The following is a 21099-nucleotide window of genomic DNA, read 5'->3' on the forward strand; positions in this document are numbered from 1 at the left end:
CACGCTCCGGCCCACACTCCTTCGTGCGCGGCACACCCCGGCTGTCGGGGGCGCGGCGTACCGTGAGGGGCATATGGATGACACCGCGCACCGCCTCGCCGCCGCCCCGCTCCCGTACGATCACGCCGCCGAGGCCCGCTGGGTCCCCGAACCGGACAAGCGCCCCGGCCGCACGGCGTTCCAGCGCGACCGCGCCCGGGTGCTGCACTCGGCGGCGCTGCGGCGGCTGGCCGGCACCACCCAGGTGGTCGCCCCGATGCGCAGCGACTTCCCCCGCACCCGGCTCACCCACTCCCTCGAATGCGCCCAGGTGGGGCGGGAGTTGGGCGCCGCCCTGGGCTGCGACCCGGACCTCGTGGAGGCCGGCTGCCTGGCCCACGACATCGGCCACCCGCCGTTCGGCCACACCGGCGAGGAGGCGCTCGACCAGGCCGCCGAGGCCTGCGGCGGCTTCGAGGGCAACGCGCAGTCGCTGCGCATCCTCACCCGGCTCGAACCCAAGCGCTTCGCCCCGGATGGCGAGCACCCCGCCGCCCGGCTCGCCCCCTGGCCCGGCCGCAGCGTCGGCCTCAACCTGACCCGCGCCGCCCTCGACGCCGCCACCAAGTACCCGTGGACGCGCGGCGCCCACCCCACCGACCCGGCCTCGTCCAAGTACGGCGTCTACGCCGACGACCTGCCGGTGTTCCGCTGGCTGCGGGCCGGCTCCCCGGCCGGGCGCAAGTGCTTCGAGGCCACCGTCATGGACTGGTCCGACGACGTCGCGTACTCGACCCACGACGTCGAGGACGGCCTCCAGGCCGGCCACATCGACCCGGCCGCGCTGCGCGCGCCGAGCGAGCGGGCCGAACTCTTCAAGGTCGCCGAGCGCTACGCCCCGGACGCCGAGCCGGAGGAGCTGGCCGCCGCCCTCGACCGGCTGCTCGGCCAGGACCGGTGGCCCCAGGAGTACGACGGCACGGCCCGCGCCCGGGCCGGGCTGAAGGACCTCACCAGCCAGCTGATCGGCCGCTTCTGCCTGGCCGCCGAGCAGGCCACCCGGGCCCGCTACGGCCCCGGCCGGCTCACCCGGTACACGGCCGAGCTGGTGGTGCCGCGGGGCGTCCGGCTGGAGGTCGCGGTGCTCAAGGCGGTCGCCGTCCGCTTCGTGATGCAGCGCGACGAGCAGGCCCAGCTGCGGGCCCGCCAGCGGATCGTGATCGCCGAGCTGGCGTACGTGCTCACCCAGCGCGCCCCCGAGGGCCTGGACCCGGTGTTCGGCGCGCTCTACCGCGAGGCCGAGGACGACCGGGCCGCCCTGCGCGCGGTCATCGACCAGATCGCCACCCTCACCGACGCCTCCGCCCTCGCCCTGCACGCCAGGCTCGTCGGCGCCGCCTGGGCCTGACCGCCCGCGGGCCCCGGCGCGCGACCGCTCAGGCGCAACCGCCCGGCGCCCGGCGCGCGACCGCTCAAGCGCAACCGCCCGGCGCCCGACCGCGCGCAGTGCAACCGGCCCGGCACGACCGGCCCGCCGGGAAACCCCGGCCACCCCAGTAGACTTCCGGGGTGGCCGGGCGGATCAGGGACGAAGACGTACAAGCGGTGCGCAGCGCACTGCCGATCGACGCCGTGGTCGGCGACTACGTTCAGCTCACCAACGGTGGCGGCGGCGAGTACAAGGGCGTCTGCCCCTTCCACGACGAGAAGTCCGCCTCGTTCTACGTGAACCCCGCCAAGGGCGTCTTCCACTGCTTCGGCTGCCAGGAGAACGGCGACACCATCGCCTTCCTGATGAAGATCGAGCACTTCACCTTCGCCGAGGCCGTCGAGCGGATGGCCGCCCAGGCCGGCATCACCCTGCGTTACGAGGAGGGCGGCTACAGCCCCCGCCACCAGCAGGGCGAGCGGACCCGCCTGGTCGAGGCGCACAAGGTGGCCGCCGCCTACTACCGGGAGCAGCTGGCCTCGGCGGAGGCGGAGATCGGCCGCCGCTTCCTGGCCGAGCGCGGCTTCGACGAGGAGGCCGCGAAGACCTTCGGCGTCGGCTACGCCCCGGTGGGCTGGGAGCACCTGGTCCGCTACCTGCGCGGCAAGGGCTTCACCGACAAGGAGATCCTGCTCGGCGGCCTGGCCTCGCAGGGCCAGCGCGGCGGCCTGATCGACCGCTTCCGGGGCCGGCTGGTCTGGCCGATCCGGGACATCGCGGGCGAGGTGGTCGGCTTCGGCGCCCGCCGCCTGCGCGAGGACGACAACGGCCCGAAGTACCTGAACACCCCCGAGACGCCGATCTACAAGAAGTCGCACGTGCTGTACGGCATCGACCTGGCGAAGAAGGAGATCGCCAAGTCGGGCCGCGCGGTCGTGGTCGAGGGCTACACCGATGTGATGGCCTGCCACCTGGCGGGGGTCACCTCGGCGGTGGCCACCTGCGGTACGGCCTTCGCCGAGGACCACATCAAGATCATCCGTCGGCTGCTGATGGACACCTCGCAGTACCGCGGCGAGACGGTCTTCACCTTCGACGGCGACGCGGCCGGCCAGAAGGCCGCCCTGCGGGCCTTCGAGGACGACCAGAAGTTCGCCGCCAAGACCTCCATCGCGGTCAGCCCGGGCGGCATGGACCCGTGCGAACTGCGCCTGGCCCAGGGCGACGAGGCGGTCAAGCAGCTGATCGACAACCCCGTCCCGCTGTTCGAGTTCGCGCTGGTCTCGGCGGTGTCCAAGCACCGGGTGGAGACGCCGGAGGGGCGGTCGGCGGCCCTGGAGGAGGCGGCCCCGATCGTCGCCAAGATCAAGGACCGCTCGATCCAGCACGAGTACGCCGTCCGCCTGGCCGGCATGCTCGGCATCCTGGACGAGCCCTTCGTCGTCCGCCGGGTCTCCCAGCTGGCCCGCTGGGACCGCGAGCGCCAGCAGAACCCCCGGGGCGCCGACCGCGGCCGCCGCGCCGAGCCCGCGCCGGTGCGCCCGGCGCAGCCCGCCTTCCGGCTCAACCCGCGCGACCCGGCCCAGTTCGTCGAACGGGAGCTGCTCAAGCTGGCGCTCCAGCACCCGGACCTGGTCAGCCCGGCCTTCGACCACTACGGCGAGGACGAGTTCCCCACCCTGCCGTACACGGCCGTCCGGCAGGCCATCGCCAAGGCCGGCGGCGCCGCGTACGGGGCGACGCTGCCCGACTTCACCAGCGTGGTGCGCGAGGCGGCCCCGGACGACCAGGTGCGCTCGCTCGTCACCGAGCTGACCGTCGAGCCGGTGCGCTCCCGCCGGAAGGTGGACGCGGTCTACGCCGGGGAGTTCCTGGTGAAGCTGCGCCTGCTGGCGGTGGACCGGCGGATCGCCGAGGTCCGCGGCTACCTGCAGCGGCTCGGCCACCGGGCCGACGCCGAGCAGCAGCACGCGGTGCAGACCGAGCTGTGGCAGCTCCAGCAGTACGGCCAGCAGCTCCGCAGCCAGGGCGCGGCGGCGCTGTAGGAGCGCGGCGGGGCCCTGGGAGCGGCCCAGAAAGTCGGCGCACGAGTCTCGGCCACGGAGTGTGGCGTACCGCACACTGGAGGGCGTCCCACCTCCGTTCAGCGCGGGTCCGCCAGAGTCGCGCCCGCCCCGAGGGATGCCCGTGGACCGAGGCTTTGCCGCGACCTCCAGCCCGACTTCCAGCCCGACCGCCGCACCGACCGCCGCGCTGACCGCCGCACCGCCCGGCGCCGGCACCGGACCGCACCCCGCCGGCCCGGCCGGGGACCGGGAGACGGACCACGGCCGGGCCGGGGCCGCGCCCCCGGACGGCGCCCGCGGCGTGCCGCAGGGCCACCCCGAGGCCCCGGAGACGGACCCCGACGCCGAGGACCCGGAGCCTGACGCCGACGGCCCGGAGCCCGGCGACGGGGACGAGGAGGAGCCCCGCCCGCAGGCCGAGGGCGACGCCGGCCCGGCGCCGGACCTGCTCCGCCAGTACCTGCGCGAGATCGGCCGGGTCCGCCTGCTCACCGCCGCCGAGGAGGTGGAGCTGGCCCGCCGGGTCGAGGCCGGCCTGTTCGCCGAGGAGCGGCTGAACGGCGACCCCCCGCCGTCCGACCCGCCGGCCCGCGAACTGGACACCCTGGTGGTGCGCGGCCGGATCGCCAAACGCCGGCTGATCGAGGCGAACCTGCGGCTGGTGGTGTCCGTCGCCAAACGCTACGTCGGCCGCGGACTGACCCTGCTGGACCTGATCCAGGAGGGCAACCTGGGCCTGATCCGGGCGGTGGAGAAGTTCGACTACGCCCGCGGCTACAAGTTCTCCACGTACGCGACCTGGTGGATCCGGCAGGCGATGAGCCGGGCGCTGGCCGACCAGGCTCGGACGATCCGGGTGCCGGTGCACGTGGTCGAGCTGATCAACCGGGTGATCCGGGTGCAGCGCGCCCTGCTGCAGGAGCGCGGGCTGGAACCGACCCCGGCCGGGATCGCCGCCGCCCTGGAGCTGACCGAGGAGCGGGTGCGTGAGCTGCTCCGGCTGGCCCAGGAGCCGATCTCGCTGCACACCCCGGTCGGCGAGGAGGACGACGTCGCGCTCGGCGACCTGATCGAGGACGCCGACGCCGCCTCACCCGCGGAGTCCGCCACCTTCCTGCTGCTGCGCCAGCACCTGGACGCCGTCCTGGCCACCCTGGGCGAGCGGGAGCGCCAGGTCGTCCAGCTCCGCTACGGGCTGGACGACGGCCGCCCGCGCACGCTGGAGGAGATCGGCACGGTGTTCGGCGTGACCCGGGAGCGGATCCGCCAGATCGAGTCGAAGACGCTGATCAAGCTCCGCGACCACGCCTTCGCGGCGCAGCTGCGCGGGTACCTCGACTGAGCGGCCCGCCGGGGTCGGCCGGGACCGGCCGGGACCGGCTTAGGACCGGCCGGGGGAGGGCTGCGCGGCGGTCGGCTGCGCGGTGGCGGGCTGTGTGTCGGTCGGCTGTGCCGGGGAGGGCGGGTCGGTGGCCGCCGCGTCCGGGCCGGTGCCCGGGGGCGGCGAGGCGGGGCCGATCGGGATCGGGGTGGAGGCCACCACGGCGGCCAGGCCGGAGACGGGCGAGGTGCAGACGTGCCCGGCCGGCTGGTACCCGCAGACCTGGAAGGTGACGGCCGGGTCGGCGGCGTCCAGCATCGACGAGTAGTTGTCGTAGCCCCAGTGGATGAGCGCCGTCTCGCTCTGGCCGGAGTCGTCGGTGATGGTCGCGTAGTCGTTCGGCTCGCCCTCGGTGATCGCCGCCCAGGCCGCCTGGCAGGTCTGGCTGTACCGGAGGTAGACGACGACCTTGCCGATGACGTCGGTCTGCAGGGTCCGGGCGTCCTTGCCGCAGCCGGTGGCCTTGGGGTCCTTGTGCGCGCAGCCGACGGCCTGGCAGACGGGAGCGCCCGGGACGGGTTTGGCCGCGGTGGCGGTCGGGACGGGCTCGGCGACGGTCTGGGGCTGCTCCTGGTGCCGGGTGGCCCGCAGGCCGACCAGCACCAGCAGGGCCACCAGCAGGGCGGCGCCGGTCAGCAGCGTCGCCGGGCGCCGCCACCACGTCACGGGTGCCGTCACGGCGCCGCCGGGCTCGCCGGGTGCGGCGGGTGCGGCGGGTGCGGCGGTCACGTCGGGTAGGTCGGAGGCAGCGGGTGTGGCGGGCGCGCCGGCCCGGTCCGTCGGGGGCTGCGTCGCCCGGGGCTGCTCGGGGGCCGCCTGCGCGGCGGGCTCCTTCGGGGCGCCGGGCTCGCCGTCCTCCTCGGGCCCCGCCACGGCCTGCTCCCGCAGCGCCCGCAGGGCCGGCCCGTCGCAGTCCACCGCCCTGGTCAGCGCCTCCAGTGCCTGCCCGGTGATGACCCGCTTGCCGTTCAGCCAGCGCTCCCAGGAGGCCCGGCTGTAGTGCGTCCGGGCGGCCAGCTCGGACAGCGAGAGTCCGGCGGCGTCCTTGATGGCCCGGAGCTCCTCGGCCAGGAGCCGGGCGGGTCCGGACAGCTCTTCGGGCAGGTTCTTCCAGGCGGAACCCATGGGGCCTTCCAACGATGCGAGACGGGGGGACGGGGAGAGCGGAACGGGCTCCGGCCCGGGCCGTTCGGGTGTCTCCGCTTCTCCAAACTCACCGGTCCGGCGTCCCAAACCCCAGGTCATGGCGCTGAGACGGACGGAAGTGTCTCACAACCCCCGGGAACGCTCGCATGTGCACGTGTCCGTCGTGCACAGTTCTCTGGTCGGCGCGGTTCGCCGCCCGACGGCGTCGTTCGGACGCGGACCGGTCACCGGTCCCCGCTCCGGCAGCACGTCCCGATTCCCCCACCGGCCGGGGCAGCCTCGCGGGGGGAGGCTGCCCCGGTTCGTCCGGGACGCACGGTGGGGAGGGCGCTTCGCAGCGCCCTCCCCACCGTGATCACGCCCCGCCGTGTTCACGCCCCGGCGGACCCAGGCCCTAGTGGTGGAAGCCCGACCGGGCCGGCACCCCGAGTTCCTTGAGCGGGCCGGGTTGGCGCCGCAGCTCCGGCAGCAGCCGGGAGAGGTCGGCCAGCAGCAGGTCGGCGAGGTCCAGCGAGAAGCCGTTGCGGCAGACCACCCGGAGCACCGACAGGTCCGTCCGGTTCGCGGGGAACGTGTACGCGGGCACCTGCCAGCCGCGCTCGCGCAGCCGCCGCGAGACGTCGAACACGTCGAACGGCTCGTCGTCGGCGGTGGTGAAGGCGAAGACCGGCAACTGGTCGCCGCGGGTCAGCAGCCGGAAGCCGCCCATGTGCTCGATCGCCCCGGACAGGTGGGTGGCGACCTCGCGGCAGGCGCCCTGGACGGCCCGGAGGCCGTCCCGGCCGAGCCGCAGGAAGATGTAGTACTGCGCGACGACCTCGGCGCCGGGGCGGGAGAAGTTGAGCGCGAAGGTCGGCATCTCGCCGCCGAGGTAGTTGACCCGGAAGACCAGTTCCTCCGGCAGCGCCTCCTGGTCGCGCCACAGGGCCCAGCCGACGCCGGGGTAGACCAGGCCGTACTTGTGCCCGGAGCTGTTGATCGAGGCGACCCGGGGGAGCCGGAAGTCCCAGACCACCTCGGGGTCGAGGAAGGGCGCCACCATCCCGCCGGAGGCGCCGTCCACGTGCACCGGGACGTCGAGGCCGGTGCGCTGCTGGAGGTCGTCCAGGGCCGCGCAGATCTCCGCGATCGGCTCGTAGGAGCCGTCGAAGGTGGAACCGAGGATGCCGACCACGCCGATGGTGTCCTCGTCGCACAGCGCGACCGCGTGCTCGGCGTCGAGGTGGAAGCGCCCGCCCTCCATGGGCGCGGTGCGGGCCTCGACCTCCCAGAAGGTGCAGAACTTCTCCCAGCACACCTGCACGTTGACGCCCATCACCAGGTTGGGCCGGGCCCCGGCCGCGTAGCGCTCGGCGTTGCGGTGCATCCAGCGGCGCTTGAGCGCCATGCCGGCCAGCATGCAGGCCTCGCTGGAGCCGGTGGTGGAGCAGCCGACCGTGGCGTCCGGGTCGGGGGCGTGCCAGAGGTCGGCGAGGATCGCCACGCAGCGCCGCTCCAGTTCGGCGGTCTGCGGGTACTCGTCCTTGTCGATCATGTTCTTGTCCAGGCACTCGGTCATCAGCCGGGCGGCCTGCGCCTCCATCGAGGTGGTGACGAAGGTCGCCAGGTTGAGCCGGGCGTTGCCGTCCAGCATCAGCTCGTCGTGGATCAGCTGGTACGCGGTGTCGGCCGTGACGGGCCCCTCGCCGAGCCGGTGCAGCGGCGGTGCCAGCTTCATCGAGCCCAGCGGGTCGGCGGCGCCCACGAGCGGACCGATGCTCAGCCGGCGGTCGTTGCCGGCCCCCTTGTGCAGCGCCATGGAGTCCTGCCGCCCTTCACGTCGGTGGCCGTGTCCCGTCCCACGCTGCCACCGGCCGCCGGGTGACGCATCTTCACCGGCCGGGGTCGGGCGCCGCCGTCCCCGGCCGGTGGGGCCGCCGCAGCCGCCGCAGCCGGGTTCAGGCCGCCGCGGGCCGCCTTCAGGCCGCCGTCTCCGGGTGGATCTGTTCGCGGGCGGCGCGGTACTGCTGGCGCACCGCCGAACCGATCGCCAGGTCCTGCTCCCCGTCCGGCTCGACGGTCTCGGCGTCCGGCAGCTCCCACTCCGGCGGCTCCGGGGTGCCGGCCAGCGCCCAGGCGGCCTGCCGGGCGGCCCCGCGGGCGGCGTGGGCGCCCGGCGGCGGCACCACGACCGGGACGCCGAACAGCGGCGGGGCGATGTGCCGGACGGCGGGCAGCCGCCCGGCCGCGCCGAGCAGGAACACCCGCCGCACCGCGACGCCCTGGGCGCGCAGCACGTCGAGGGCGTCCGCGATGTTGCACAGCATGCCCTCGACGGCGGCCCGGGCCAGGTGCTGCGGCGTCATCGACTCGGCCCGCAGGCCGGTCAGGGTGCCGGCCGCGTGCGGGAGGGCCGGCGTCCGCTCGCCGTCCAGGTAGGGGAGGAGCACCAGCCCGTACGCGCCGGGGGAGGAGTGCAGGGCGAGGTCGCTCAGGCCGTCCAGGTCCCGGCCGAGCATGGCGGCGGTGGCGCGGAGCACCTGGGCGGCGTTGAGGGTGGCGACCATCGGGAGGTGGCGGCCGGCGGCGTCGGCGAAGGAGGAGATCAGCCCGGTGGCGTCCACCACGGCCCGGTCGTGCACGGCGAAGATCGTTCCGGTGCTGCCGAGCGAGACCACCGCGTCGCCGGGGCGCAGCCCGAGGCCGAGCGCGGCGGCCATGTTGTCGCCGGTGCCGGCCGAGATCAGCAGGCCTTCGGGGGTGTGCCCGGCGGGTTCGGCGGGGCCGAGCACCTCGGGCAGCCGCAGCTCGTGGCCGAGCGCCAGCTCGACCAGGTCCTGGCGGTACTCGCCGGTGATCGGGGACCAGTAGCCGGTGCCGGAGGCGTCGCCCCGGTCGGTGGTGCGGCGCCTGGGGTGGCCGAGGAGCTGCCAGACCAGCCAGTCGTGCGGCAGCAGGACCTCGGCGACCCGGCGGGCGTTGGCCGGCTCGAACTCGGCCAGCCAGCGCAGCTTGGCGATGGTGTAGGTCGGGCTGGGGACGGCGCCGATCGCGGCGGTCCAGGCGGCCGGGCCGCCGAGCGCGTCCAGCAGCTTGGCGGCGGCGCCGCTGGAGCGCGGGTCGTTCCAGAGGATCGCCGGCCGGACCAGCACGCCGCCCGCGTCCAGGCCGATCATGCCGTGCTGCTGCGCGCTGACGCCGATGGCCCGGACGCCCTCCAGCAGGCCGCCGGCGGCGGCGTCGCCGAGCGAGTGCAGCCAGAGCTGCGGGTCGGTCTCGCCGGGGCGGGTGTCCGGGTCCTCGGGGACGGGGTGCGGCGCCTTGCCGGAGCGCAGGACGGCGCCGGTGTCGGCGTCGCACGCGACGATCCGGGTGCGGTTGGTCGAGCTGTCTATCCCCGCGACGATGGCCATGTCGAGATCATGCCTCAGCCCGGCCCGGGACGCGTCCGGGCCGGGTGAGGTGTTGCCCGTTCGGGACCGGACGCAGGGCCCTGGTACACCCTGGCGTCACCGTCCCGTCACGGGCGGAAGGTACCCCAGCCGTCGTCCTCGGCCCGGGAACGGTTGAAGTACGGCACCCGGTCGGTGACGGCGTTCGGCAGCCGGTCGCCGACCTTGTCCGCGACGGCGCCGGCGGCCTTCCCGGCGACCGCGCCGGCCTGCTGCCTGGCTCGGTCGGCCGCGCCCTGCACCGTGGGGTTCTGGGCGATCTTCCGGGTGACCTTCGTGATCTGGTCGTAGCGCCGGCGCCCGGCCCGGGAGCCCAGGACGTAGCCGGCCGCGAACCCCGCGGCCAACGACAGCTTCCACATGATCGGATCCACCCTCTCCTGGCGGCCTTCTGCCGCATTGCCCTACCCGTCCGTCGGGACGGCGAACCGTCCGTGCCCCCCAGCATCCCCGGGGGCCGTGCCGGGCGCGCGCCGGGCACGCCGGGCGGGAGCCCGGGGGCGGTCCGGGGGGCGGTCCGGCGAAAGCGATTGGCGGACCACCCCCCCGAGTGCGCTAATGTATGTCCCGCAGCGAGCGCCGAGGAGCCCGGGGAACCGGGGGCCGAGGCGGAAGCCGGTCCCCCATAGCTCAATTGGCAGAGCAGCCGACTGTTAATCGGCAGGTTATTGGTTCGAGTCCAATTGGGGGAGCTCGGGAGAGGTCTTGCAAGAGGCCTCCTCCCGTCCGTGGTGCAGCAGTTCGGTACCGCGATCCCGCATAGCTCAATTGGCAGAGCAGCCGGCTGTTAACCGGCAGGTTTTTGGTTCGAGTCCAAATGCGGGAGCTTCATCGGGTCCGCCCGGTGACTGCTCAGAGCGAAGGCCCCTCGGATGACCGGGGGGCCTTCGTGTTGCCTTCGTCACCTCGCGCCGTTCGTCACCTCGCGACGGCCGGGCGGCTCAGGTGGTCGCCTCTGGGGCTCGGACGGTCGCCGCCCGGGTTCGGGCGGTCGCCTCCCGGGCTCAGGCGGTCGCTTCCCGGTAGAGCGCGGAGACCCGCTGGTCGAAGGTGACGCTGTAGGAGGTGCCGGCCGTCTCGCCGCCCTCCTGGTAGCCGCCGATCACGCCGACGACCGTGCCGCTGTCCGTCACCCACGGGCTGCCGCTGGTGCCGTCGGTGTAGCCGTCGCAGTCGAAGCGCTCCTGGGTCGGGCTCTGCGAGCGGGTCCTGGCCGCGCAGGTGATCGGCTCGTCGCGCTCGTTCGGGTAGCCGGTCACCGAGACGGCCAGCCCGAAGCCCTGGCCGGTGGCGATCGGGTTGCCGCCGACGGCGTCCTCGACCTGCTTGCCGCCGACCGTGCCCACGGTGACGAAGGCCACGTCGTACTCGGGGTCGTCGTCGTCCGCCCAGCGCGGGTCGACGGTGATCGACTTCACCGGCCAACTGCCGTGCGGGATGAAGCCGTTGCGGTAGCCGGGGGTGAACACCAGGCCGTCCAGCAGGCCGATCCGGCGGTTCTGCACGCAGTGCGCCGCGGTGACCAGCAGGTTGTGCCTGGGGCTGCGGACGACGCTCGCCGTGCAGGCCCGGGGGCCCTGCGCCGTCCGGACCGAGAGGGTGCCGATCCGGTCGCGGGTGCTGCTCTGCTGCGCGACCTCGGCGGCGGGCGCCTGGTCCTGCTCGCCGCCGTCGCACGCGGTTCCGGCGGCGAGCAGCAGGGCCGCCAGCGCGACCGTCCGTGCGGCGCGCGGGGGCCGTGCCGGGCGGGGGGCCATCGGGGCTCCGTCTCGTTCCTCGGGGCGGGCACCGGGTTCGTGCGTTCCGCCGTTCGAGAGGAAGATCTATCAGGCCGTGCCCGGCGGCGCCACTGCCGCCCCTCCGGTCAGCCGGTGGCCCGGTCGTAGAGCGCCTGGACGCGGTCGCCGAAGTAGCTGCTGTACGAGGTGTCCGGGCTGTCGCCGCCCTGCTGGTAGCCGCCGATCACACCGACCACGGTGCCGGTCCTGGTGCTCGGGTCGAAGTCGGTCACCCAGGGGCTGCCGCTGGTGCCGCCGGTGTAGTCGGGGCAGTCGATCCGCAGCTGGGTGGAGCTCTGCTCGGTGGTGTTGTTGGCGCAGGTGATCGGGACGTCGCTGGTGCCGGGGTAGCCGGTGATCCGTACGGGCAGCTGGTAGCCGAGGCCGACGCCCAGCTTGTTGGCGCCGAGCACCTGCTGCACCTGCTGCCCGTTCTGGGCCTGGACGACCGCGAAGGCGACGTCCACGTCCGGGTCGGCGTGGTCCTTCCAGCCGTCGTCGACGGTGACGGCGATCAGCGGCCAGACGCCGCTGGGGGTGTCGCCGTTGCGGTAGCCGGGGACGAAGACGAGGTCGCTGCGCTGGCCGAGTTGGGGGTCCCAGACGCAGTGCGCGGCGGTGACGATGAGGTTGAGCCCGGCGCTGTCGACGACGCTGGCGGTGCAGAAGTGGTCGCCGTCCGCGTTGCGGGTGAAGACGGCGCCGACCAGGCCGTTGAGCACGGTGGGCCTGGCGGTGCGGGTGACCCCGGTGTGCCTGGCGACGGCGCCCCTGAGTCGCTGCCGGCTCCAGCCGTGGCCGCCGCCGGAGGCCGAGGCGGATCCGGAGGGGCGGGCGGAGGGGTGGCTGGAGGGGGTGGCCGGAGCCGAGCTGACCGTCGGCGCGCCCCCGCCGGGCCCGGCCGAGGTGGTGCAGCCCGCCGCGGCCAGCAGCACCGCGAGCGCCCCGGCGGCGGCTCCCGTCCCACGTGTCGTCATCCGTCCAGGCTGCCCGTGGGGCCGTCCGGGCGCCACCCGAACTGCGCAACCAGGACAGGCGCACGCCTGTGCGCACCCGTGCGCGCCCCCGGCGCGCACCACGGGTGATCGACCGGCTATGCTGCCCGGGACGTCCTTTCGGGGCCGTCTGCTGCTGCCGTGGTCGACGACCGGCGCACGCGGCGAACCGGGGCGGTAGCTCAGCCGGTTAGAGCAGGGGACTCATAATCCCTTGGTCGTGGGTTCGAGTCCCACCCGCCCCACCTCAGCCACTGATCGATCGTTGGATCGATCATCAGACAAAACAGTGGCTTGATCTGGCAGAACGGCTCCAGTTCCGGTCGGAACTGTAGAGCATCGGCCAGCCGCTCAGGGCTCGGCGCGCTGAGATTCACCCACCAGTGGACATGGCCGGGGTGGGCCGGTTTGCCCCACCCCCAGACGAATGCGGTCCGGTCCCTGGCGCCGTCGGCGCAAAAAGTGATATCACTTTGACAGCTGGATCGGAAAAACTCGCTGGAGGAGCTGGTCTCATGGCCACACCGCGTTCTGCCGTCGACGTCGAAGACGGCCCCGTCCTCGACCTTCCGGCACCCAAGATCACCGAGCGGGTCATCACCGGTGCCGCGGGGCTGCCGGTGCTCGGAGGGACGCTGCTCGGCCTGCTCGCGGGGATCGGGGCGACCATCGTCGGCGGCATCCAACTGGCCGGCGGGTCCAAGGCGTTGGGGATCACCCTGCTGACCGCCGGGCCGCTGGCCGTCCTGGGCGCACTGCTGCTGCTGTGCGGGCTGACCGTGGTCTCGCCCGGCCAGGCGCGGGTGGTCCAGCTGCTCGGCCGCTACCGCGGCACCATCCGTGCCGAGGGCCTGACCTGGCTGAACCCGTTCACCAGCCGCCGCCGGATATCCACCCGGATCCGCAACCACGAGACCGAGACCAACAAGGTCAACGACGCGGACGGCAACCCGATCGAGATGGCCGCCGTGGTGGTCTGGCAGGTAGAGGACACCGCCAAGGCCGTGTTCGAGGTGGACGACTACAGCGACTTCGTCGCCATCCAGACCGAGACCGCCGTCCGGCACATCGCCAGCAGCTACCCGTACGACGCCCACCGCGAGGGCCAGTTGTCGCTGCGCGACGGCGCGGAGGAGATCAGCCGGATGCTCTCCGCCGAGATCGCGGCCCGGGTCGTCTCGGCCGGGGTGCGGGTCGTCGAGTCCCGGATCACGCGGCTCGCCTACGCGCCCGAGGTCGCCCAGGTGATGCTCCAGCGTCAGCAGGCCGGGGCCGTGGTCGCGGCACGGCGGCTGATCGTCGAGGGCGCCGTCGGTATGGTCGAGGAGGCGCTGGACCGGCTCGCCGAGCGTGACGTCGTCGAACTGGACGAGGAGCGCAAGGCCGCCATGGTGAGCAACCTCCTGGTGGTGCTCTGCGGCGACCGGGGCGCCCAGCCCGTCGTGAACACGGGCTCCCTCTACCAGTAAGGCGCGGCGTTGGCGACGGAGCGGAAGAAGATCCTGCTGCGACTGGACCCGGCGGTCCACGACGCACTGGCCCGGTGGGCCGCGGACGAGCTGCGCAGTGCCAACGCGCAGATCGAGTTCCTCCTTCGCCGTGCCCTCAGCGACGCGGGCCGGATGCCCGGCGACGCGGCCCGTCTTCCCCGGCGCGGCCGACCGCCCAAGGAGAACCCGCAGACCGGCGGTTCCGACGCCGGATGAACGGGCCCATCCACCGTCCATCTGCTTGGAGTCCATCGTGGACCTGCCCATCACCCTGCCGGAGAAGCTCTACCTGCTCGCCTACCACCCCGAGCGCGAGCGGCTCACCGCCACCGCCAGGCTCGACCTGGTGCTGCGGGCCGCCGCGCTCGCCGAACTCCTGCGGCGCGCGCTGATCCGCGACGACGGCCGGCACCCGGCCGCCGTCGACGGCGCGTCGGCCGACGGCCTCGACCCGCTCTCCGCCGCGATGCTGGAGCAGATCCGGCAGGGCCGGCGGCGCAGCTGGCAGAGCTGGGTCGGCCGCCGCCAGGGCCCGGCGGCCCGCGCCGCGCGGGTGGTCCGGGACGGGCTGGCGACGGCCGGGCGGATCCGCCTCGAACAGCGCCGCGCGCTCGGACTGTTCCCCCGCACCCGGGTCGTCCTGCCGGAGCAGCGGCTGCGCAAGTCGCTCGTGGCATCGGTGGGTTCTGCGCTGAAGGCGCCGCTCAGCCGGGTCGACCCGGCGGACGCCGCGCTGGTCGCACTGGTCGACGCCGCCCGGCTCGGAGCCGTCCTGACGTGGCGCCAGAGCCGCGAGTTCCGCACCCGGATCGACAAGCTGGCCCCCGCCGCGGGCCCCGTCCCGCGCGCCCTGCGCCGGGCCATCAGCACCCGCAACTCCGATGTCGCGTTGGTCTGACCCACCAGGTGTGATCCGCAAGACAGGCCCGGTCGCCGACACGGCGGCCGGGCTTCCCGCGTTCCGGGCCCGCGCCCGTGCCCCATCCACCGATCGGTTGATCCGCCGTCCACCGCGCCCGCCCGCAGCTCTGACCGTCCGGTCGATCCGCGGCCGGGGCCCCGTGCGGGAAGCTCGTTGCAGGCCGGAGGAACCGGCCGGACCAGCGGGGACGAGCGGGAGGGAGCGGCGCGATGGCCGTGATCGAGGTGGCGGGGCTGCGCAAGGCCTACGGGCGGCGCCAGGTGCTGGAGGAGGTCTCCTTCGGCGTGGAGCGCGGCGAGGTGTTCGGCCTGCTGGGGCCGAACGGCGCGGGCAAGACGACCGCCGTGGAGTGCTGCGAGGGCCTGCGCCGGGCCGACGCGGGGACGGTCCGCGTCCTCGGCCTGGACCCGGTGAAGGACGCCCACCGGCTGCGGCCGAGGATCGGCATCCAGCTCCAGCAGGCCCAGTTGCAGGGCGCACTGCGGGTCGGCGAGGCGCTGGAACTGTACGCCGCGCTCTACCCGAACCCCCGGGACTGGCGCGAGCTGCTGGACGAGTGGGGGCTCGCCGACCAGCGCCGGACCCCGTTCGACAAGCTCTCCGGCGGCCAGCGCCAGCGGCTGTTCATCGCCCTCGCCCTGATCGGCAACCCCGAGGTGGCCTTCCTGGACGAGCTGACCACCGCGCTCGACCCGCAGGGCCGCCGCGACACCTGGGAGCTGATCCGGCGGATCCGCGACGAGGGCGTGACGGTGGTCCTGGTCTCGCACTTCATGGACGAGGTCGAGGCGCTCTGCGACCGGGCCGCCGTCCTCGACGGCGGACGGATCGTCGCCACCGGCACCCCCGCGGAGCTGATCGCCCGCTCCGGCACCGGCGGCACGCTCGGCTTCCGCCCCACCGGGCCGCTGGACACCGCCCGGCTGGCGGCCCTGCCGGGGGTCACCGGGGTCGAGGAGCGGGACGGCCGGGTCGAGGTCTCCGGCGTCGGGGACTTCGCCGACGAGGTCACCGGCCTGCTCGCCCGCGAGGGGATCGTCGTCACCGGGCTGCGGATCCGCGAGCACAGCCTGGACGACGCCTACCTCGCCCTGACCCGCCACGACGCCTGACCCTCCATCACCGCGCCCATCACCACGCCCGAGGGGACCACCACCGTGAACCACACCGCCCACGCCGTCCGCCGCCTGGCCGTCGCCGAGGCCCGCCTGTTCCTCCGCGACCCGCTGACCGCCTTCTTCGGCCTCGCCTTCCCCGTCGTGCTGTTCCTCGTCCTCGGCTCCGTCCCGGCCCTGCGCAAGACCTCGCCCGACATGCACGGCATGAGCACCATCCAGCTGTACGCGCCGATCCTGGCCGTCTTCACCCTGCTGCTGCTCGGCCTCAACGGCCTGCCCTCGCTGCTCGCCGCCTACCGCGAACGCGGCGTGCTGCGCCGGATGTCGGCCAGCCCCGTCCGCCCGGCGCTGCTGTTCGGCGCGCTGCTGCCGCTGTACCTGGGCGTCGCCGTCGTCTCGGTGCTGCTGGTGGTGGCGGCCGGGCCCCTGCTCGGGGTGTCGCTGCCGCGCCGGCCGCTGGGGTTCCTGCTGGCCTTCCTGCTGGCTGCCGCCGCGCTGCTGTCGATCGGCCTGTTGCTCGCCGCGGTCGTCCCGTCCGCCAAGGCCGGCAACGCGGTCGGCGCGCTGGCCTTCTTCCCGATGATGTTCTTCTCCGGGATCTGGCTGCCGCGCGAGTTCTCGCCGGCCCTGCTCAACCGGATCGGGGACTTCACCCCCAGCGGCGCCGCCGTCCAGACCTTGCAGGACGCCTGGTCCGGGCACTTTCCGCACGCCGTGGGCCTGCTCACACTCGCGGCGTACGCGGTGCTCGCGGGGGCCGCGGCTGCCAGGCTGTTCCGGTGGGAATGATCATGCGGCCGTCGGCCGACGAGAACGCGCTCGGCGACTGGCAGGACCGGCTGGACCGGTTGATCGGCCCGCTCTGCTACGTCGCCCTGCTGATCGCCACCGCCCTGGCCCTGCTGATCCCCGTCCCGAACGCGCGTCCCGCCGCCGCCGTCCTCCCGGCGGCGGCCGCCGCGTTCCTGTGGCTGGTCCTGCGCTCGGTGCTCGACCGCAGGCCGGGCCCGGACGGCCGCGCCCGGTACGCCGGCGCCCACTTCGCCGTCCTGCTGGCGCTGATCACCGTCCTGGTGCTGGACAACCCGATCTTCGGCTTCTTCGCCTTCACCGGCTACCTGCACGCCGCCCAGTACCTGCGGGGCCGGGCCCGGATGGCGGGTGCGGCCGTGGGCACCGTCCCCACCTCGCTCTCCCAGGTCGGCGGAGTCCTGCCCGACAGCCTGGCGAAGGTCGGCGGACTGCTGGCCGTCGTCGCCTTCAACCTGATGGTGGTCGGGCTGATGTTCGCGCTCAGCGAGGCGGCCGACCGGCTGAGCGCCCGCCGCAAGGCCGCCAACGCCGAACTCGCCGAGGCCAACCGGCTGCTCACCGAGACGCTCGCCGAGAACGCCGGACTGCACGCCCAACTCCTCGTCCAGGCCCGGGAGGCCGGGGCCGCGGACGAGCGCCGCCGGCTCGCCCGGGAGATCCACGACACCGTCGCCCAGGGCCTGGCCGGGATCGTCACCCAGCTCCAGGCCGCCGACCAGACCCGCGCCCAGGACGCCGCGGCCGCCGAGCGGCACCAGGCGAACGCGGCGGCCCTCGCCCGGGAGAGCCTGACCCAGGCCCGCCGGGCCGTCCACGCGCTGCGCCCGATCGAACTGGAGCGGGCCGCGCTGCCGGAGGCGCTGGCGGAGCTGGTCGAGCAGTGGCGGGAGCGCAACGACGCGGCCGCCGGGCTGACCGTCACCGGCGAGGCCCGCCCGTTGCACCCCGAGGTCGAGGTGACCCTGCTGCGGATCGCCCAGGAGTCGCTGGCCAACGCCGCCAAGTACGCGCGGGCCTCCCGGGTCGGCGTCACCCTCTCGTACATGCCCGGCCTGGTCACCCTGGACGTCCGGGACGACGGCGTCGGCTTCGACCCGGCCGCCGAGCCCGCCTCCCGGGCCGCCGGCGGCGGCTACGGTCTGGACGTGATGCGCCGCCGCGTGCAGCGCCTGGCCGGGCGGCTCGACCTGGAGACCGAACCGGGCGCCGGCACGACCGTGTCCGCGACCCTGCCGGCGATCAGCATGGAGGAGTAGCACCGTGAGCGACGCGACGACGATCAGACTGCTGTTGGTGGACGACCACCCGGTGGTGCGGGACGGGCTGCGCGGGATGTTCACCGCCGCCCCCGGGTTCGAGGTGGTCGGCGAGGCCGGGGACGGCGCCGAGGCGCTGGTGCTGGTCGCCGCGCTGCGCCCGGACGTGGTGCTGATGGACCTGCGGATGCCGCGGATGGACGGCGTCACCGCGATCCGCGAGATGGCCGAACGCGGCCTGCCCGGGCGGGTCCTGGTGCTCACCACCTACGACACCGACGCCGACGTGCTGCCCGCCGTCCGGGCCGGCGCCACCGGCTACCTGCTCAAGGACGCCGCCCGGGAGGAGCTGTTCCACGCCGTCCGGGAGGCCGCCCGCGGCGCCTCGGTGATCGCGCCGACCGTCGCCGCCAAGCTGCTCGGCCAGGTCCGCGCGCCCGTCCGGGAGCCGCTCAGCCCGCGCGAGCTGGAGGTGCTGGAACTGGTCGCGTCCGGGGCCACCAACCGGGAGGCCGCCGCCCGGCTGTTCATCAGCGAGGCCACCGTGAAGACCCATCTGATCCACGTCTACGCCAAGCTCGACGTCAAGGACCGCGCCTCCGCCGTCGCCGCCGCCTACAACCTGGGGCTGCTCACCCCGACCGGCCGGCCGTAAGACCGACCGGTCTAAGCTGGCCGGATGCTCGAACCCGCCCTGCTGCCGACCCCGCTGGTGGACTGCACCGACGAGGTGTTCGCGCGGGCCGGGGTGGAGCTGCGGCTCAAACGGGACGACCTGCTGCACCCGAGCGTCCCGGGCAACAAGTGGCGCAAGCTCGCGCCCAACCTGGCGGCCGCCGTCGCCCAGGGCCACACCCGGCTGCTGACCTTCGGCGGGGCGTACTCCACCCACCTGCGGGCGGTCGCGGCGGCCGCCGCGGCGCTCGGCCTGGAGAGCGTCGGGCTGGTCCGCGGCGAGGAACTGGCCGACCGGCCGCGCAACTGGTCGCTGCGGGCGGCCGAACGGGCCGGGATGCGGCTGGAGTTCCTGACCCGCGCCGAGTACCGGGAGGCCACCGGCCGCGCCGCCGCCGGCACCACGGCCGGTCCGCAGGGGCGCTGGGGCCCCTGCCTGGTGCTCCCGGAGGGCGGCTCCAACGCGCTGGCCGTGACCGGCGCGGCGGCGATCCCGGCCGAACTGCCCGACCTGGGCGGGCACGACGTGGTCTGCTGCCCGGTCGGCACCGGCGGCACCCTGGCGGGCATCGCGGCCGGCCTGCCGCCGGGCGCGCGGGCGTTCGGCGTGGCCGTGCTGCGCGGCGGCGAGGGCTACCTGGAGGGCGAGGTCACCCGGCTCCACCGGGCCGCCTACGGCCGGGAGTTCGACAACTGGCGGATCGACCACGCGCACCACGGCGGCGGCTACGGCAAGGTCCCGGCCGAACTGGCCGCCTTCGCCGAGCGGTTCGAAGCCCGCCACGGCATCCCGCTGGAACGCCGCTACGTGGCCAAGCTGCTGGCCGCGCTGACCGGCCTGGCCGCCGCCGGAGCCTTCCCCCGCGGCACCCGGCTCACCGCCGTCGTCACCGGCCTGCCCGACCCGGAGTAGACCCGGATCGGGCCGGAACGGCTCATCCGAAGGTCAGGTCGGCGCACGGGTCGGTGTCGGCGCCGCGGGTGTTCTCCGCTATGCCGGTGGGCACCCCGCTGGGCACGCCGCTCGGGTCGGCGGTGGCGGTGGCGGGGGCGGAGGACTTGGCGCCGGGGCCGCTGCCGACCGCGTCCAGCTTGGTGGCGGGGCTGGGCCGGTAGTCGCGGCCCAGGGTGACGGTGATGCCCTCGGAGCCCGGCTCCTCGACCGCGCGCGCCCCCGGGAAGAGCGCGGCCACCTGGTCGGCGGCGGCCTTCAGGGCCGGGTCGTAGCTGATCTCGGTCTGCATCCGTCCGCCGGCGGGCTTGCCGAGCGTGACGTTCTGGAAGCCCCGGGCCCGCAGCGCCTCCCCGCCGGAGGTGGACAGGCCGGGAGTGCCGACGCCGTTGACCACGAGTACGGGGGCCGCGGCCTGTTCGGGCGTGAGCGGTGCGGACGGGCCGGCCGAGGCTCCCGGGGTCGCGCCGTCGGGGCCGGGGGCGGTGGGGGAGGGCGCCGGGGTGTCGGTGCCGGAGGTGCTCTGGCCGTCCAGGGTGCGGTCCTCGCGCAGCAGCCGCCACAGCGTGTTGGCGTCCGGCTGGACGAGCTGGACGCGCTCGCCGGCGAAGCGCCAGGGCGCGGTCACGAAGGTGATGTCGGACAGCTTGATGTCCTGGAGCGAGCGGGCGAAGTCCACCAGCTTCATCGCGGTGCCCAGCCCCTCGTCCACGGTGAGCGAGCGGGTGGCCGCGTCGGCGAGCGGGAGCAGCGTGGGCAGGGAGAAGCCCTGGCCCTGCACCTTCTTGATCATCGAGGAGACGAAGGCCTGCTGGCGCTTCATCCGCCCGATGTCGGAGTTGTCGCCGAAGCCGTAGCGGGCCCGCAGGTAGTCCACGGCGGGCTGGCCGGAGAGCTTCTGCATGCCCTTGCGGAGGTGTATGCCGTGCGAGTCGACGTTGTTGGGGACGCAGACGTCCACGCCGTTGATGGCGTCGGCCATCGCGGCGGCGCCCTTGAAGTCGACCACGATGGTGTGGTCGATCCGCAGGCCGGTGAGCGTCTCGACGGTGTTCTGCGTGCAGGCCGGGTTGCCCTTGGGGAACTCGCCGATGGTGAAGGCCGAGTTGAACATCTGGTTGTTCCGGGGCGTGGTCCAGGTGCCGCTCGGCAGCTTGCAGGACGGGATGGTGACCAGGGTGTCCCGGGGTATGGAGACGCCGACGGCATGCTTGTGGTCGGCGTAGACGTGCACCAGCATCGCGGTGTCGGAGTGGCCGACGCCCTCGTCGCCGCCGCCGATCGCGCTGTTGCCGTCGTCGCGGGTGTCCGAGCCGAGCACCAGGATGTTCACCGGCAGTTGGGCGCCGGGGGTGACCGGGGCGGGCGCGGGCGGGCGCTCGGTGGCGACGCCGCCCGGGTCGAAGGTGGTGATGTTGTTGTCCAGCCGGTGGTAGAACCAGGCCCCGGCGCCCACGACGGACAGCACCAGGACGGCGGCCAGGCCGATGGCTGTCCGCAGGTAGCGGCGCCTGCGCGTGCTGCTGCCCATCCTCCGTGTCCCCCCGTCTTTCCGTCTCTCGTGTTCGATGTTCGAACATTAGACGTTTCGACGGGCTGTTCGGTTACCTCTGCCGGCGGCCCGGATTTCGCTCCGGGGCTGTGATGCTGATCACGCCCCGGATGCCG

Annotated in this window: 18 protein-coding genes and 3 tRNA genes; 14 read left to right on the forward strand and 7 right to left on the reverse strand. The window is 74.4% G+C overall.

Features of this window, described 5'->3' with window-relative positions:
* Positions 1 to 73: 73 nt before the first annotated feature.
* The 3 genes from ACFVX9_RS03410 (at position 74) to ACFVX9_RS03420 (ending at position 4816) form a co-directional block, all read left to right on the forward strand.
* Positions 74 to 1387, forward strand: coding sequence for a deoxyguanosinetriphosphate triphosphohydrolase (locus ACFVX9_RS03410; RefSeq protein WP_380380343.1), 1314 nt, complete (start codon positions 74 to 76; stop codon positions 1385 to 1387).
* 161 nt (positions 1388 to 1548) lie between these two features.
* Entirely contained in the window at positions 1549 to 3453 is a 1905-nt protein-coding gene (gene dnaG, locus ACFVX9_RS03415; RefSeq protein ID WP_063347483.1) for a DNA primase, read from the forward strand.
* Between the two features lie 136 nt (positions 3454 to 3589).
* On the forward strand, positions 3590 to 4816 hold the full coding sequence (locus tag ACFVX9_RS03420; protein ID WP_387980141.1) for a sigma-70 family RNA polymerase sigma factor: 1227 nt from the start codon (positions 3590 to 3592) through the stop codon (positions 4814 to 4816).
* Positions 4817 to 4855: 39 nt separating this feature from the next.
* Here the strand turns inward: ACFVX9_RS03420 and ACFVX9_RS03425 are convergent, their stop codons facing one another.
* The 4 genes from ACFVX9_RS03425 to ACFVX9_RS03440 form a co-directional block, all read right to left on the reverse strand.
* Positions 4856 to 5980, reverse strand: a complete 1125-nt coding sequence (locus ACFVX9_RS03425) for a DUF2690 domain-containing protein (protein WP_387980143.1) — start codon at positions 5978 to 5980, stop codon at positions 4856 to 4858.
* Positions 5981 to 6395: 415 nt separating this feature from the next.
* Positions 6396 to 7799, reverse strand: coding sequence for a glutamate decarboxylase (locus ACFVX9_RS03430; RefSeq protein ID WP_387980145.1), 1404 nt, complete (start codon positions 7797 to 7799; stop codon positions 6396 to 6398).
* Positions 7800 to 7959: 160 nt separating this feature from the next.
* Complete coding sequence (locus tag ACFVX9_RS03435) at positions 7960 to 9393, reverse strand: FGGY family carbohydrate kinase (RefSeq protein WP_387980147.1); 1434 nt, start codon at positions 9391 to 9393, stop codon at positions 7960 to 7962.
* Between the two features lie 107 nt (positions 9394 to 9500).
* Positions 9501 to 9806, reverse strand: coding sequence for a hypothetical protein (locus ACFVX9_RS03440; RefSeq protein WP_380340974.1), 306 nt, complete (start codon positions 9804 to 9806; stop codon positions 9501 to 9503).
* Between the two features lie 245 nt (positions 9807 to 10051).
* Between ACFVX9_RS03440 and ACFVX9_RS03445 the strand changes: the two genes are divergently transcribed.
* A tRNA-Asn gene (locus tag ACFVX9_RS03445) sits at positions 10052 to 10124 on the forward strand.
* Between the two features lie 61 nt (positions 10125 to 10185).
* A tRNA-Asn gene (locus ACFVX9_RS03450) sits at positions 10186 to 10258 on the forward strand.
* A gap of 178 nt (positions 10259 to 10436) precedes the next feature.
* On the opposite strand, the gene ACFVX9_RS03455 is transcribed toward ACFVX9_RS03450, so the two are convergent.
* Both ACFVX9_RS03455 and ACFVX9_RS03460 read right to left on the reverse strand, forming a co-directional pair.
* Complete coding sequence (locus ACFVX9_RS03455) at positions 10437 to 11189, reverse strand: trypsin-like serine peptidase (RefSeq protein ID WP_380374977.1); 753 nt, start codon at positions 11187 to 11189, stop codon at positions 10437 to 10439.
* A gap of 107 nt (positions 11190 to 11296) precedes the next feature.
* Positions 11297 to 12187: a trypsin-like serine peptidase gene (locus tag ACFVX9_RS03460; RefSeq protein ID WP_387980150.1), complete on the reverse strand. Its 891-nt coding sequence runs from the start codon at positions 12185 to 12187 to the stop codon at positions 11297 to 11299.
* A 189-nt stretch (positions 12188 to 12376) separates the two neighbouring features.
* On the opposite strand from ACFVX9_RS03460, the gene ACFVX9_RS03465 reads away from it, so the two are divergent.
* The 9 genes from ACFVX9_RS03465 to ACFVX9_RS03505 all read left to right on the forward strand — a co-directional run bounded on the left by ACFVX9_RS03465 (position 12377) and on the right by ACFVX9_RS03505 (position 19392).
* Positions 12377 to 12450, forward strand: a tRNA-Ile gene (locus ACFVX9_RS03465).
* A gap of 270 nt (positions 12451 to 12720) precedes the next feature.
* Entirely contained in the window at positions 12721 to 13674 is a 954-nt protein-coding gene (locus tag ACFVX9_RS03470) for an SPFH domain-containing protein (RefSeq protein ID WP_063347471.1), read from the forward strand.
* A gap of 9 nt (positions 13675 to 13683) precedes the next feature.
* Positions 13684 to 13911: a hypothetical protein gene (locus ACFVX9_RS03475; protein WP_380340998.1), complete on the forward strand. Its 228-nt coding sequence runs from the start codon at positions 13684 to 13686 to the stop codon at positions 13909 to 13911.
* A 37-nt stretch (positions 13912 to 13948) separates the two neighbouring features.
* Positions 13949 to 14593 (forward strand): GPP34 family phosphoprotein, encoded by a 645-nt coding sequence (locus ACFVX9_RS03480; protein ID WP_387980152.1) that lies wholly within the window; start codon positions 13949 to 13951, stop codon positions 14591 to 14593.
* A 233-nt stretch (positions 14594 to 14826) separates the two neighbouring features.
* Positions 14827 to 15729: an ABC transporter ATP-binding protein gene (locus tag ACFVX9_RS03485; RefSeq protein WP_063347469.1), complete on the forward strand. Its 903-nt coding sequence runs from the start codon at positions 14827 to 14829 to the stop codon at positions 15727 to 15729.
* 45 nt (positions 15730 to 15774) lie between these two features.
* Positions 15775 to 16524 carry an ABC transporter permease gene (locus tag ACFVX9_RS03490; protein WP_063347468.1) on the forward strand — a complete coding sequence of 250 codons (750 nt, stop codon included), beginning with the start codon at positions 15775 to 15777 and terminating at the stop codon, positions 16522 to 16524.
* Entirely contained in the window at positions 16521 to 17804 is a 1284-nt protein-coding gene (locus ACFVX9_RS03495; RefSeq protein WP_387980329.1) for a sensor histidine kinase, read from the forward strand. The genes ACFVX9_RS03490 and ACFVX9_RS03495 overlap by 4 nt, the downstream gene beginning before the upstream one ends.
* A 4-nt stretch (positions 17805 to 17808) precedes the next feature.
* A complete protein-coding gene (locus ACFVX9_RS03500; protein ID WP_208869068.1) occupies positions 17809 to 18459 on the forward strand; it encodes a response regulator transcription factor in 651 nt (216 codons plus the stop codon).
* 24 nt (positions 18460 to 18483) lie between these two features.
* Complete coding sequence (locus ACFVX9_RS03505) at positions 18484 to 19392, forward strand: 1-aminocyclopropane-1-carboxylate deaminase/D-cysteine desulfhydrase (RefSeq protein ID WP_387980155.1); 909 nt, start codon at positions 18484 to 18486, stop codon at positions 19390 to 19392.
* Between the two features lie 22 nt (positions 19393 to 19414).
* Here the strand turns inward: ACFVX9_RS03505 and ACFVX9_RS03510 are convergent, their stop codons facing one another.
* Positions 19415 to 20962 (reverse strand): LCP family protein, encoded by a 1548-nt coding sequence (locus ACFVX9_RS03510; protein ID WP_387980157.1) that lies wholly within the window; start codon positions 20960 to 20962, stop codon positions 19415 to 19417.
* Positions 20963 to 21099: the final 137 nt, after the last annotated feature.

Origin of the sequence: Kitasatospora sp. NPDC058243, assembly GCF_042882025.1 — a bacterium.
In the GTDB taxonomy this organism is placed as follows: Bacteria; Actinomycetota; Actinomycetes; order Streptomycetales; family Streptomycetaceae; genus Kitasatospora.